This window comes from Micromonospora sp. NPDC048930, from assembly GCF_043197935.1.
GTDB lineage: Bacteria > Actinomycetota > Actinomycetes > Mycobacteriales > Micromonosporaceae > Micromonospora.
The window spans coordinates 355,831-367,878 of the sequence record NZ_JBICUB010000007.1 but is presented as its reverse complement, the minus strand read 5'-3'; the positions used below and the strand labels follow the sequence as shown (position 1 = coordinate 367,878).

The following is a 12,048-nucleotide window of genomic DNA, read 5'->3' as shown; positions in this document are numbered from 1 at the left end:
GCATGTCGCGGATCAAGGAGTTCAACCTCCCCGACCTGGGTGAGGGCCTGACCGAGGGCGAGATCCTCGCCTGGCTGGTCAAGGTGGGCGACGTCATCGAGCTGAACCAGCCGATCGTCGAGGTGGAGACCGCCAAGGCGGCGGTCGAGATCCCGGCGAAGTGGGCCGGCCAGGTCCGGGCGATCTTCCACCCGGAGGGGACCACCGTCGAGGTGGGCACCCCGATCATCGCGATCGACACCGACCCGGGCGCCGGGCCGATCGAGGAGTCCACGGACGCCTCCCTGCCCACTCCGTCGGCGGCCTCGCTGGCCGCCGTCGAGGTCGCGCCCGAGGAGGGCATGGTCGAGCCGGGCCTGATCGGCGGGGTGGCGCCGGGCGGGCGTACCGCCGTGCTGGTCGGCTACGGCCCGCGGAACGCGCCGGCCAAGCGCCGCCCGCGCAAGGGCGGCGTCCCGGCCCAGGCGGCGGCCGCGCCGATCCAGGCCGCGCCGGCTCCGGCACCGGTCGCGCCGGTGTCGCCCGCGCCGGCCGTGAACGGCAACGGCCGGGCCACCGGCCCGGTGCTGGCCAAGCCGCCGGTCCGCAAGCTCGCCAAGGACCTCGGCGTCGACCTCGCCACGCTGACCGGCTCGGGCCCACTCGGCTCGATCACCCGGGAGGACGTACAGCGGGCGGCGAGCGGGACCCCGGCGGCGACCGAGCCGCTGACGGTCGCGGCCCCGGCCACGGCGGCCGCGAGCTTCGGCGCGGACCGCGAGCAGCGCATCCCGGTCAAGGGGGTACGCAAGCTCACCGCCGAGAACATGTCCCGCTCGGCGTTCACCGCCCCGCACGTCACGGAGTTCCTGACCGTCGACGTGACCCGGGCGATGAAGGCCCTGGACCGGCTCCGGGGGCGGCGCGAGTGGCGCGAGGTGCGCGTCTCTCCGCTGCTGCTGGTCGCCAAGGCGGTCCTGCTCGCGGTCAAGCGTCACCCGATGGTCAACTCGACCTGGGCCGGCGACGAGATCGTGGTCAAGGAGTACGTCAACCTGGGCATCGCGGCGGCCACCGAGCGCGGCCTGATCGTGCCGAACATCAAGGACGCCGGCCGGCTCTCGCTGCGCGAGCTGGCGGACGCGATGACCGAGCTGGTCCAGACGGCCAAGGCGGGGAAGACCTCCCCGGCCGACATGTCCGGCGGCACGCTGACCATCACCAACGTCGGCGTCTTCGGCGTCGACACCGGTACGCCGATCCTGCCCCCGGGCGAGTCGGCCATCCTGGCCTTCGGCGCGGTCCGGGAGATGCCGTGGGTGCACAAGGGCAAGGTGAAGCCGCGCCTGGTCACCACCCTGGGCCTCTCCTTCGACCACCGGATCATCGACGGTGAGCTGGGCTCGAAGTTCCTCCGCGACGTCGGGGACTTCCTCGCCGATCCGGAGGCGGCGCTGCTGGCCTGGACCTGACGGGTCCACCGTTCCGGCGACGGCCGGTGTGCGACGGGTGAACGCCCGGCACACCGGCCGTTGCCGTTGGGAGACGAAATCTTCGGCATATCGGGGTCCTCAACCTACGATCCTTAGGTGCGTGGTTCAGCTCACCTAATAATCGATGGAAGTTGGCGGCGTTATGCGGTTCAATAGAGACATCAAGGGGCCGACAACCGAATAGCCAGGAGGAGAGACCCAAGATGAGCATGATCGAGCGAATCCGTAGCCGCCGCGACGCCAACCGCCGTGCCCGCGCCATCGAGCACGCCCTGCGTTCCGCCAACTCCCCCGCGGTCCGCGAGGAGCTCCTCGCCATCGCCCAGCGTCACATGAGCTGACGCTCCCCTTCTTTCCTCACCTCCTCCAGTTCGAAGGCCCGCCCGGTCACCCCGGGCGGGCCTTCGGCGTGTCACGGCCATTGACACCGGGATTCCACCTCGCGGCACCGCCCGGTACGGTGGGGCTCGGTCGCCACCCGCCCGCCCCGGACCGATCGCGACGAGCAGGAGCCGATCGCCAGCGTCCGGCGACGGAGAGTGACGGCCGGTGCTCCCCCGGACGCCTCCGGGCGGCCACCGGATACGGTGCGGGGAGCCCGCACGGCCGGTACCCGCCGGCAACGCCGGCGACCATGCCGACGGTCCCGATCGGCATCGGTGGCCGACATGTGATGGAGGAGGCGCACCCATGACGTCCGAGGCCCCGCACCGCCCTGGCCAGGAGCCGGGCGAGGTGTCGCCGGGTGCCGGTGGACCGGCGCCGTACGGCGACCGCCCGGCTCAGCAGGACAACGGGTACCCCGGCGCTCCCGACCTCGGCTGGGCCCCGCCCCCGCCGGCCGGTCGGCCCACCCCGCCCGCGCCCGCCTGGGCGGCGCAGGACGACCAGCCGCCCGCCTGGGCGCAGTCGGGCGGCGGTCAGCCCACCCCCAACCGGGGCTCCGCCCAGGTGTCGCCGCCCGCCGAACCGGGCGCGTGGGGCGGCTCCCCGCAGCCCGCCTGGGCCGCACCAGAGCAGAACGCCCCGGCCTGGGCCACGCCGTCGGCCCCCGCCGGCGAGCCGACTCCCCCGGCCTGGGCCGCCCCGGCCGAGCAGGACGCCCCCGCCTGGGCCGCCGCCCCGGCGCACGGCGAGCAGCCCGCCTGGGGCCAGCCCGGCGAGCAGGCCGCCCGCGGTGCCGCGCAGGTGCCCGCCCCCGCCACCCCGCCGCACGAGGCGTGGGCCACCCCCGCCGGGCAGCAGGACGACCCGAACCGCTCCGGCGGTTGGCACGCGGACCCGCAGCAGGGCGACGATCCGGGTCGCGCAGGGGACTGGTCGGCCGCCGCCGGGACGCCGGTGGACCGCTCCGGCGGCTGGGCCGTGGGCGCCGGCGCCCAGCAGCCGGACGACCCGAACCGGTCCGGTGGCTGGGGCGCGCCGCAGCAGGACGAGCAGCCGGCCTGGGGCCAGCAGGGCGACCAGTCCGCGCCGGCCTGGGCTGCGCCGGCCGAGCCGACCGCCCGGGCCGCCGCCAAGGTCCCGGTGCCCGGGCAGGGCGACAACGCCTGGACCCCGCAGGACGACCCGGCCCGCTCCGGCGGCTGGGACGCCGCCGGCCCGCAGGACGACCCGGCCCGCTCGGGTGGCTGGCCGGCCGGCCCGGCGGCTTCGCGCGACGACGACCCGGACCGCTCCGGCGGCTGGGCCGCGGGCCGGGCCGCCGACGCCCCGCACCAGCCCGCCTGGGGTACGCCGGACGAGCAGCGCCCCGCATGGGGCGACGCCGCGGCCGAGCCGCAGCAGCGGGACCAGGACGAGCCGGCGCAGGCCGGCTGGGCCGGCGAGATGTCCGGTGACCGGCCGGAGCCGGGCGCCTGGGCGTCGGCGGAGGCACCAGCCCGGGCCAGCGCCTCCGTCCCGTCCCCGGACTCGCCGCCGGCCTGGGGCGCCAACCAGGACAACCCGGCACAGTGGACGCCGCAGCGTCCCACCATCCCGGAGGCCGAGCCGTGGGCGGCCGGCGAGGCGTGGGGTCGGAGTGCGGAGGCGGAGCCGGCCGAGCCGGCCTACCAGCCGGCCCCGGGCCCCGGCATCTCCCCGGCGAACGCCGTGCCGCTCCCGCCGCAGGAGCAGCGGGTGCCCGGTGCCGCCCTGGCCGCCTCGCCGCCCGCCGACTACACGCCGTCGGCCCAGTTCGGCCCGGGTGCCGAGTCGGCCGAGCGCGACCCGCAGGGGTACGAGCCGGCCGCCTGGGGTACGCCCGAGCCGTCCCGCGAGGAGCCCCAGTCGCCGGCCGGGCCGGTGGTGCCCGCGCCGCGTACCTCGCCGGAGTCGGGCGCCACGGGGGCCGTGTCGGCCAGCGCGTCGGTGCCGATGGCCAGCCGCGTGACGCCCCCGAGCGACCAGCCGCTGCACTCGGCCGGCGTACCGGCCCCGCAGCCCCGGGTGTACGGCCGGCCCGCCCGGCCGGAGGCCGACGAGGCTCCGGGCCAGGACGCCCCGCACGGCTTCCCGGAGCAGGGGCCACGCTTCGACGAGCACGGCCCGCAGCCCCGGATGGACGAGCCGGAGCGGCCGAACGCCTTCGGCGAGGCGCCGTCGGCCCCGCCGTTCTCGCCCGCCGGTCCGCCGCCCTTCCCGCCCGGCGTGCCGTCCTTCGTGGACCCGGCCGGCAACAACCGCCCGGTCAACGGGGTGCACCCGCAGAGCGGCGAGCGCCCCGGCGACCCGTTCGCCGCCCCCGGTGACCCGTTCGGCGCGCCCGCTGAGCCCTTCGCCGGGCCCGGTGGCCAGCGCGACCCGTTCGGCGGCCCGGGCGGGCAGCCGGGCCAGTTCGGCGGCCCGGGCGGGCAGCCGGGCCAGTTCGGCGGCCCGGGTGGACACCCGGACCAGTTCGGCCAGCACGACCCGTTCGGCGGGCCGGCCGGCGGTCGCGCCGTGGTCGGCGTACCGGGCCAGGGGCCCGGTGGCATGGGTGAGCCCGGGCCGGGTGGCTTCCCGCCCGCCTTCCCGCCGCCGCCGCAGCAGGCGCCGCCGGCCTGGCAGCAGGGTCCCGGCAACGACCCGGACCAGGGCCGCTTCGACGCGTTCAAGCCGGACGCGGCGCCGAAGACCGAGGCGCCCGCGCCCAAGGTACGCAACGGCAAGGTGCTCGGCCTCGTGCTGGTCGCGGCGGTGCTGATCCTCGCCGTCCCGCTCGGCCTGCTCCTGCTGCTCGGCAAGATCGGCGGCGACGAGGAGAAGCCGGCGCCGTTCAACCCGGCCGTGGGCTCCTGCGTCAAGCAGTCCGGCGGCGGCGCGGTGGCCGCCGACTGCGGCGAGCAGGGCGCGTTCACGGTCGTCTCGAAGGTCGACAGCAAGGACAAGTGCGCCGACCCGGCCCAGCCGACGGTGGGGATCGGAAACCAGATCCTCTGCCTCAAGCCGGCCGGCAGTTAGCGCCCGAACCCCGCCCACTGAGGGGCCTCTTTCACGGAAAGAGTGGCTGTCCAGCACGTGGATAGCCACTCTTTCCGTGTATCTGCGCACCCAGCACGCTACGGCGAGCCCTGTCGCGTACGCCTCTCTCACCGCCCGTCCGGGCGGCTGCCGGCCGATCGTGCGGCACGATGGGGGCATGAGCGCACGCGTACGCGCCCCGGAGCTGCGGGGTCGGGCCTGGCTGAACACCGGCGGGAAGGCGGTCACCCTGGCCGACCTGCGCGGGAAGATCGTCCTGCTGGATTTCTGGACGCCTCTTACGGTCTAACGAACTCCTTGCTAACGTCCTCGGCATGCAACCCGCCGAGGTACCCGACCCGTCCCGAAGCTGCGCCCTCTACCTGCGCCGCTCCCACCGCAACGCCGAAGGCGACGCCCGCAACGGCCGTTCGCTCGCTGAGCAGGAAGCCGAGCTTCGCGAGCTAGCCGCCCGCCTCGGTCTCGTCGTCCTCTACGTCTTCGTAGAGCGGGAGGGGACCGGCGCGTCCCGCTTCTCTACCAAGGCCCGCCCCGAGTGGAAGAAGGCCCTCGAATGGCTGCGGGTCGGCGACCGCTTCCGCACGCTCCTCGCATGGTCGCTTGACCGCGCTGACCGTCGCGGGGCCGTCGAGATCGGCCGACTCCTAGACGAGCACGCCGACGGCTCGCGGCGGATCGTCGGGGCGGACGGAACCGACACCAGCGACCCGCGCCGCCGGCTAGAGCTGATCATCCGAGCCGAGATCGCGCGCGAAGAGGTCGAGAACCTGTCACGCCGGGTCAGCCGTACGAAGAAGTTCCGCCGCGCCGAGGGCCGCTGGCTCGGCGGCCCTGCGCCGTACGGCCTGCGGATCGAAGACGGTCAGCTCGCGCACGATCCCGAGACCTACCCGACCGCCCGCCGGATCGCCGACAAGCTTCTGACCGGGGCGACCATCTGGGCGACCGTCAAGGGCCTGAACGACGACGGGATCCCCTCGCCGCGCGGTAAGTCCTGGGGTGTCGGCACGGTCGCAGCCCTCGTCCGGTCGCCTGGCTGGGCCGGCCTCCAGTCAATCCGCGAGCGGACGCCCACCGGGCGATGGAAGTACATCGCCGAGCCGTACCGCGACGAACGGGGCCAGACGGTCAGCGTTGGCGACGGAGTGATCACGCCAGGGGAGCGGGCTCGCATCCTGCGCGCGATCGGCGATCGGTCGGCGACCATCGCGCAGCACGGCCGCTTCCTGAGTCGAGGCGACCGGCGATCGTCGACCCTCCTCGCTGACGCGCTCCGCTGCCCGTACTGCGAGGGCCGATCGGCGCAGAGCGGGGCCGCTGGCCGCAAGGTGTACCGCTGCGGCGGCTACGGGAACGGCCGAGCCTGCGAAGGCTTCACCGTGCCGATGGCGGAGACCGACGAGGCGGTTTCGCTGGCGTTCCTCTGGCGGCTCGCCGCCTTGGAGCCTGGCGACCCGCTTCTAGAGGCCGTCGCCGACGCCTGGACCGCCCGGGTCGCCCGTGACGATATCGAGGCCCGCGACGCGGCTCAGGACGCCCTCGACGAGGCCCGCGCTGATCTTGCCCGCGTCCGTCGGCTTGTCGCCGCAGGCACCTTCACCGAAGAGGACGCCGCCGACGTCATGCCGGACCTCCGGGCGAAGGTCAAGGCCGCTGAGGACGCTCTCGCCCGCATCCCGGTTCCTGAGGCTGATATCTCGCCCCTCCTGGACCTTGCCCAGAGCGTCCCGGCCTTCTTCGATCTCCCAGACGCCGAGCGCCGGGCCCTCCTCGGCCTCGCTATCGCCGAAGTACGCCCCACCCGCGCCGGTACCCGGGGCGTCCGCTTCAAGCCGTCCGAGCGCCTTCTGATCGTCTGGGCTGACGGGACCACCTCGCACCCGGCCGACTTGCCCGACAAGACGACCGAGAAGGTCTGCGCCCTGCTCGCCGGTAACCCCGCGATCACTGTCGAGGAGGTAGCCGAAGCGATCGGCCGGCAGCCTCGGACGGCGCGGCGCTACCTCGAATCGGCGCGGTCTCTCCTCGCCGCACACTGACCCAGCCGACCCAATAAGACAGGCCCCGGCCTAGCGATTCCGGCGCTGACCAGGGCCCTAGACGGAAACGGAGCTTCCGCCATGTCCCACAACCCTACCCGCCTGTACCTGGCGGCCCCCACCCGCAGCGCCGCCGCGCTGGCGACCGCGACCGCCGCCCTGATCGCCGCTGGCTTCCTGGTCACCTCGGCGACCGTCGCCGACACGCGGGACGCGGACGACCTGGTCTCGGTCGTCGCCGACGACCTGGACGCCGTCGCCGCCGCGGACGCCCTGGTGACCGTCGGCGACTGCTCGGCGCTCTTCGAGCCGGTCATCGCCGAGATGTGCGGCGTGCCGGTCGTGACCCTCGCCGACGTGCTCGCCGAGGCGGTCGCGCTGTGACCCGCCCGCAGCGTGACGCGCTCCGCGCCGCGTCGTACGACCCGGCCGGCAAGGTCTACGCCGGGTCGATCTCGCCGGCCACGCTCGCCGCGCTCGCCCGGCGGGGCCTCGTGACCCTCTCCGGCGCCGGCACGGTCGCGACGCTCACGGACGCCGGTCGCGCCGCCGCCCGGCGGGCCGCCCGTCACCGCCCGGCGTAACGCCCAACCGCCCGGCGTCCCGCCCGTCGTCGCCCTGGCGTACGGGCGGGGCCGCCCGGCAGTCGCCCGAGCCGCCCAGGCGTCCCGCCCGAACCGCCCGAGTCCCGCCCAAGCCCCGCCCAGGCGGCCGAGCAAACCCGCCGGTCACAGCCTCGGGCGGGCTTCGGGCGTGCTGTGGGCGGACGCCCGAGGTCGACCGGGCGGGGCGCGCCCGGGTCCCGCCGGGCGAGACGCCTACGCCTCGCCCTCGACGTCGGCGATCTCCCGGCGGTGCTCGGCTATCCACGCCTCGACGTCTTCCGCCAGCCAGACGCGGCCCTGTTCCAGCTCGGCGACAGGTTCGGGGAACGACCGGCGCATGGCCAGTTCGTAGACACGCTGTCGACTGATGCCGCCCAGGCGCACGCGAATCTCATGCGTCCCCATCAATCGAAGCCTCGCCACGGTCCGACGGTCGCACACGGGTACCGGTCGTGTGCCAAGCCTGACGCACGACCACCCGTCATGGGTACTTGACGGGCGACAGGTCCCGCGTGACGCTGAGGGCATGCGCCTACGCCGAGCCACGAAGCCGATACCGTCCGATCTCCTCCACCGCCGCCGCTGGCTGCTCTCGCGGCGGTGCGTGTGCGGACTGCCCTTCCGCCACTGCCCGGACCGCTTCCGCACGCCCCCGCCGGCCGAGCCAGCGCCGCCGGTCGTCGTGGCGCGGTGGGAGACCGTCTACGCCGCGTCGGCCGCGCGTCAGGTGGGTCGCGTCGGCCGCCTCACCCCCGCGCAGGCGCACCGCGCCAACGGCGGGGGTCACTGGTGAACGACACGCACCTTCCCGAGCGCCCCTCCTGGCGTTGCAAGGTCGATGGCGACCCGTGGCCCTGCGAGGCTGCCCGGACGGCCCTCCTGGAGGAGTACAAGGGGTTCCGGACGGCCCTCCTCCTGTACCTCGGCGCACAGATGGCGGTCGCCCGCGAAGACCTCGCCGAGCTGGACCACGTCGCCGCGCCGGACGACCTGACGGACCGCTTCATTGGCTGGGCGCGTACGGCGGCTGAGTAGACCTGGCGCGGGAAGGGGTCGCGCGCACCCCACAGGAAAGCCGTAGAGCGCCGAACGGGGCCGCTTGGCGGCCCATTTCCATTTCCGCCGGGGAGCGCCGGGAGGGGCGGGGCGACGCCGGGAGGGGCCGAGGGGCCGCCGGGTGACGAAGTGACCGTAGTTTCGTCACTTCCCTATTACTCTCTCTAGAGCTTCTTCTTCTATAGACAAGAATACGGAAGTGACGAAACGTGGGTCACTTCGTCACCCCGGCCGCCCCCGGCGCGCTCGCCGCGCCCCTCGGCGCTCTCTTGTGACCTATCCGTTATTCGGCACCGTGAACACTTCGCCCTCCCAGGCCCACTAACAGAGAGACGGGTGGACCGACCCGTTTGTGAGGCGTGGCGGGTCGGTCCTCCTTTTTGTGCCTCGAATTTGGGACTCACGAAGAGAGGAGGGGGCGCGTGCATGAGAAATGCAGCGAGTGCCGCCGGGACGTTGCACAGGTAGCCGGTAAGCGGGCGCGGATCACATGCGGGGAGGCGTGCCGGAAGCGGCGATCACGCCGCCTTCACGCCGAGGCTGACGCCCGCTTTCGCGCCGCCGCTCTCGCGCTACTTCGGCGCCAGACAGCGGCCGTCATTGCAGGCGACCGGGCCGCCCTTGCGGCCATCGACCGAGAGGCGGCCGTCCTCTTCGGCACCACCTGACCGCGACCAGCGAGGAGCCACCATGCCCGCCCCCACTGACCCCCGCGTCGCGCGCGTCCTCGCCGAGGAAGTTCTTCGCGGTCAAGGCACCTACGCCGCGACGCCCGGCGCGCTGCGCAACCTTTTCCGCGCCGTGATCGCCGACAGCCCGGCCGCTACCAGCCCAACCGCCGCCGTAACGGCCGCGAGGCTCGCCAGGGGCGACCTCGCCGGCCTCGGCATCGCCGTTCGTCGTCGCCAGGTGCGCGCCGGACAGCGCGAGTGGGTTTTCACCCTCGGCGGTCAGTGACCGCCCCGTTTACACGCCTCGACCACCCGCCGGGTAGCCGCCCGGCCGGGACGCCTCGCCCTGAGAGGGAACCATGCACCCCGACTACGACGAATTTCCCGAGCCAACCCGCCCCACCTACCCGCCGGCCGGCGTCACGCTCCCCGAAGACCTTGCCGCCGCCCTGGACGCCTTCAGGGCCGCTGACGACGCCTGGCTGACCGCCGTCGAGGCCGTCGAGGAGTACCGCACCCAGGCCCGCCAGAGTCGCGCCGCGCGTGCCGCCGCCGTCCGCGCCGCCGGGGACGCCGTCGCGAGTGGCCGGAAGCGTCCGGCCATCCCGGACGAGATCACCGAGGCCGCCGAGCGGACCGAGGTCGAGATCCTGTCCCGGGTCGTGGCCGTCCGCCGCGAAGAGGCCAACCGCGCCGCGCGGGCGGCTAGCGCCCTGGTCGCGGCGCACGCCGGGGAGTGGGTCGAGCCGGTCGGCGCGGGCTTCCGTCCGGCGATCGCCGAGGCGCAGGCCAAGATCGATGAAGCTATCGCCGCTGTTGCGCGGGCCGAGAACATCGTTAGCGAGGTCGCGCGGCTGCGCGCGACGGCGTACACCGAGACGCTTCGCGAAGTCGGCGAGTTTGTCGGTCGGGACACGCTGCGCGACTCTGCCGCTTCCTTCTGGGAGGCGATCTCTAGCCGGGCGTACCGGGTGCGCGTCGCACGCCACGCCACGCCGGCCGACGCCCTGGCGGATGCCAAGCACGCGCTTGAGGCGCTGGCGGAAAGCGACCTCGCCGAGGTCCCGCACCCCGACACCCTCGGGGCGGTCTCGGGACGCCCCTCCTGGACGGCCTGGCACCGCGTCTTCAGCGCCGCCCCCGCCGCTGTCCGCGAGCGACTGGCCACGGCGCTGCGGCTCGGAGACTGACCCCGCGACCGACACGCGAGGGCCCTCGGAGAGACCCGGGGGCCCTCTTCGCGCCCGCCCTCCAGAAAGGACCCCCGCCCGTGAAGACCCCCACCCCCGCCCCGTCGCGTGCCGTCCGGCGTCGGCTGTCCCGCGCCCGGCGTACCCGCCGCGTGGCTGGCTATCGCTGCTGGTGCAGTAGCGCCGCCTCGGGAGTGGTCCGGTCCGACGGCCGCGACCTCGCCGCGTGTTACCGCCACTTGACGGCCCGGCCCGGCCGCGCCTCGGCCGCGACGCACGACCGCGACCGGACTGACTGGACGCGGCACTTGCTCGCCGTGCTTCGGCGTGACGCTGCGACTCGCGACGACGCAGCGTGACCCCCTGGGGAGGTGCCCCCTTGCCCCCTCCTCCCCTCACCGAAGCGGCATAGCGCCTGCCTGTGCGTGCACGCTCCGTCCCAGTTTTCGACTACAGAGAGCTACAAGAAATGACCGCTGAAACTGAGCCGGACGGTCTCCCCGAGAACTGGACGACCGGGGCCCGCGAGACGTTCGCCGCCGTCACCGAGGAGCGTCCCGACCTGACCGCCGCCGAGGTCGCCGAGCTGTTCCACGCGTGCGCCCTGGAGAGCGCCGCCGAGCGCCTGGACGGCGTCGCCCTGGCGGCCGGCATGGTCGCCCGGGGGTCGACCGGGCAACCGACCGTCCACCCCGCCGCGATCGAAGCCCGTCTAGCCCGGACGGCCGCCGCGCAGATCCTCGGCCGACTGCACAAGCCGTCGCACGGCTCGCCGTCCGAGCGCGGTCGCCGCGCGGCCCGCGCCCGGTGGAGCGGTGACCGATGACCAATCCGAAGATGCGTCGCCGAGCGCCCCGTCCGAGCAACGTCTACGCCGTCCCGGTCAGCCTGGCCGGCGTGCCGCTGCCCGAGTTCACCCCAAGCGAGCACGTCAACCGCCCCGCCGAGGGCTGGACGGTCGAGACCGTCTGGCTCGCGGCGGTGCGCTACGCCCGCGCTCACGAGCTGCGCCGGGGCGGTGCCCGCGTCGCCTGGCTGGCGTTCTCCTCGGCGTACGACGCCGCGACCGGCGCGAAGCTGCGCCGGGAAGAGATCCGGATGCGCCTCACTGGCCACGATCCGGAGCCCGCGGCTTGGGCGGTCGACGAGTAGTCGCTCAAGAGACGGCCTGAGAGCCGTCGAGCGACCCGACCCCTACCCGACCCACCCCCGGCCCGAGATCGGCCGTCTGAGCAAGCCCTACGGGCTGCGCGCGGGCCGTTCCTGCATGCCTTCACACCGGCTTAGTGCCGCGCTCCGGTATCCGCGCCCGGGGCGCGGCACTCCCCATTTTGGAACAGAGAAGATGCCCAGAATAGAAGTCCCGTACGGCGGACACGTTTACACGATCCGGCCGAACCCCGAATCACTCACCACCGCGCGCGCCGCGCTGAAGGCCGGCCGCTCTCGCGCCGCGCTGAAGGCGATTCTCGGCCCCGCACAATTCGCGGTCTTCACGCAGCGACACAGCACCTATGGCGAGTTCGAGGACTTCGTCCTCGCGATCGGCCGCCGGCTGGGGGTGCTCTGAA

General features: G+C 74.3%; 14 protein-coding genes. 13 read left to right on the top strand and 1 reads right to left on the bottom strand.

Annotated features, from left to right (window positions below; all coding sequences use genetic code 11):
- Positions 1–2 precede the first annotated feature (2 nt).
- The 7 genes from ACGFI9_RS20880 to ACGFI9_RS20850 all read left to right on the top strand — a co-directional run bounded on the left by ACGFI9_RS20880 (position 3) and on the right by ACGFI9_RS20850 (position 7,539).
- Complete coding sequence (locus ACGFI9_RS20880; RefSeq protein WP_393180158.1) at positions 3–1,451, top strand: dihydrolipoamide acetyltransferase family protein; 1,449 nt, start codon at positions 3–5, stop codon at positions 1,449–1,451.
- A 224-nt stretch (positions 1,452–1,675) separates the two neighbouring features.
- On the top strand, positions 1,676–1,813 hold the full coding sequence (locus tag ACGFI9_RS20875) for a hypothetical protein (protein WP_199737156.1): 138 nt from the start codon (positions 1,676–1,678) through the stop codon (positions 1,811–1,813).
- Positions 1,814–2,162: 349 nt separating this feature from the next.
- Positions 2,163–4,895: a hypothetical protein gene (locus ACGFI9_RS20870; protein ID WP_393179989.1), complete on the top strand. Its 2,733-nt coding sequence runs from the start codon at positions 2,163–2,165 to the stop codon at positions 4,893–4,895.
- Between the two features lie 178 nt (positions 4,896–5,073).
- Positions 5,074–5,205 (top strand): hypothetical protein, encoded by a 132-nt coding sequence (locus ACGFI9_RS20865; protein WP_393180176.1) that lies wholly within the window; start codon positions 5,074–5,076, stop codon positions 5,203–5,205.
- Positions 5,206–5,230: 25 nt separating this feature from the next.
- Entirely contained in the window at positions 5,231–6,955 is a 1,725-nt protein-coding gene (locus tag ACGFI9_RS20860) for a recombinase family protein (RefSeq protein WP_393179987.1), read from the top strand.
- Between the two features lie 81 nt (positions 6,956–7,036).
- On the top strand, positions 7,037–7,339 hold the full coding sequence (locus tag ACGFI9_RS20855; RefSeq protein WP_393179985.1) for a hypothetical protein: 303 nt from the start codon (positions 7,037–7,039) through the stop codon (positions 7,337–7,339).
- Complete coding sequence (locus tag ACGFI9_RS20850; RefSeq protein WP_393179983.1) at positions 7,336–7,539, top strand: hypothetical protein; 204 nt, start codon at positions 7,336–7,338, stop codon at positions 7,537–7,539. Before ACGFI9_RS20855 ends, ACGFI9_RS20850 begins: the two co-directional genes overlap by 4 nt.
- Before the next feature lie 234 nt (positions 7,540–7,773).
- Here ACGFI9_RS20850 and ACGFI9_RS20845 read toward each other — a convergent pair whose 3' ends face one another.
- The gene (locus tag ACGFI9_RS20845) at positions 7,774–7,965 is read right to left on the bottom strand and encodes a helix-turn-helix transcriptional regulator (RefSeq protein ID WP_393179981.1); all 192 of its coding nucleotides are present in this window, start codon (positions 7,963–7,965) and stop codon (positions 7,774–7,776) included.
- A gap of 384 nt (positions 7,966–8,349) precedes the next feature.
- On the opposite strand from ACGFI9_RS20845, the gene ACGFI9_RS20840 reads away from it, so the two are divergent.
- From ACGFI9_RS20840 to ACGFI9_RS20815, 6 genes are all read left to right on the top strand, one after another.
- Positions 8,350–8,595, top strand: a complete 246-nt coding sequence (locus ACGFI9_RS20840) for a flavin reductase (RefSeq protein ID WP_393179979.1) — start codon at positions 8,350–8,352, stop codon at positions 8,593–8,595.
- Between the two features lie 711 nt (positions 8,596–9,306).
- Positions 9,307–9,573, top strand: a complete 267-nt coding sequence (locus ACGFI9_RS20835) for a hypothetical protein (RefSeq protein ID WP_393179977.1) — start codon at positions 9,307–9,309, stop codon at positions 9,571–9,573.
- A gap of 73 nt (positions 9,574–9,646) precedes the next feature.
- Positions 9,647–10,477, top strand: coding sequence for a hypothetical protein (locus ACGFI9_RS20830; RefSeq protein ID WP_393179976.1), 831 nt, complete (start codon positions 9,647–9,649; stop codon positions 10,475–10,477).
- 469 nt (positions 10,478–10,946) lie between these two features.
- Positions 10,947–11,303: a hypothetical protein gene (locus ACGFI9_RS20825; protein WP_393179974.1), complete on the top strand. Its 357-nt coding sequence runs from the start codon at positions 10,947–10,949 to the stop codon at positions 11,301–11,303.
- Positions 11,300–11,629, top strand: a complete 330-nt coding sequence (locus tag ACGFI9_RS20820) for a hypothetical protein (RefSeq protein WP_393179972.1) — start codon at positions 11,300–11,302, stop codon at positions 11,627–11,629. The genes ACGFI9_RS20825 and ACGFI9_RS20820 overlap by 4 nt, the downstream gene beginning before the upstream one ends.
- 193 nt (positions 11,630–11,822) lie before the next feature.
- The gene (locus ACGFI9_RS20815) at positions 11,823–12,047 is read left to right on the top strand and encodes a hypothetical protein (protein ID WP_393179970.1); all 225 of its coding nucleotides are present in this window, start codon (positions 11,823–11,825) and stop codon (positions 12,045–12,047) included.
- Position 12,048: the final 1 nt, after the last annotated feature.

What these genes read in the sequence shown, in the direction of transcription:
- ACGFI9_RS20860 (WP_393179987.1), top strand. Translation starts at nt 5,231, where the DNA reads ATGCAACCCGCCGAGGTACCCGACCCGTCCCGAAGCTGCGCCCTCTAC.
- ACGFI9_RS20875 (WP_199737156.1), top strand. Translation starts at nt 1,676, where the DNA reads ATGAGCATGATCGAGCGAATCCGTAGCCGCCGCGACGCCAACCGCCGT.
- ACGFI9_RS20820 (WP_393179972.1), top strand. Translation starts at nt 11,300, where the DNA reads ATGACCAATCCGAAGATGCGTCGCCGAGCGCCCCGTCCGAGCAACGTC.
- ACGFI9_RS20855 (WP_393179985.1), top strand. Translation starts at nt 7,037, where the DNA reads ATGTCCCACAACCCTACCCGCCTGTACCTGGCGGCCCCCACCCGCAGC.
- ACGFI9_RS20865 (WP_393180176.1), top strand. Translation starts at nt 5,074, where the DNA reads ATGAGCGCACGCGTACGCGCCCCGGAGCTGCGGGGTCGGGCCTGGCTG.
- ACGFI9_RS20830 (WP_393179976.1), top strand. Translation starts at nt 9,647, where the DNA reads ATGCACCCCGACTACGACGAATTTCCCGAGCCAACCCGCCCCACCTAC.
- ACGFI9_RS20835 (WP_393179977.1), top strand. Translation starts at nt 9,307, where the DNA reads ATGCCCGCCCCCACTGACCCCCGCGTCGCGCGCGTCCTCGCCGAGGAA.
- ACGFI9_RS20815 (WP_393179970.1), top strand. Translation starts at nt 11,823, where the DNA reads ATGCCCAGAATAGAAGTCCCGTACGGCGGACACGTTTACACGATCCGG.
- ACGFI9_RS20845 (WP_393179981.1), bottom strand. Translation starts at nt 7,965, where the DNA reads ATGGGGACGCATGAGATTCGCGTGCGCCTGGGCGGCATCAGTCGACAG.
- ACGFI9_RS20870 (WP_393179989.1), top strand. Translation starts at nt 2,163, where the DNA reads ATGACGTCCGAGGCCCCGCACCGCCCTGGCCAGGAGCCGGGCGAGGTG.
- ACGFI9_RS20825 (WP_393179974.1), top strand. Translation starts at nt 10,947, where the DNA reads ATGACCGCTGAAACTGAGCCGGACGGTCTCCCCGAGAACTGGACGACC.
- ACGFI9_RS20880 (WP_393180158.1), top strand. Translation starts at nt 3, where the DNA reads ATGTCGCGGATCAAGGAGTTCAACCTCCCCGACCTGGGTGAGGGCCTG.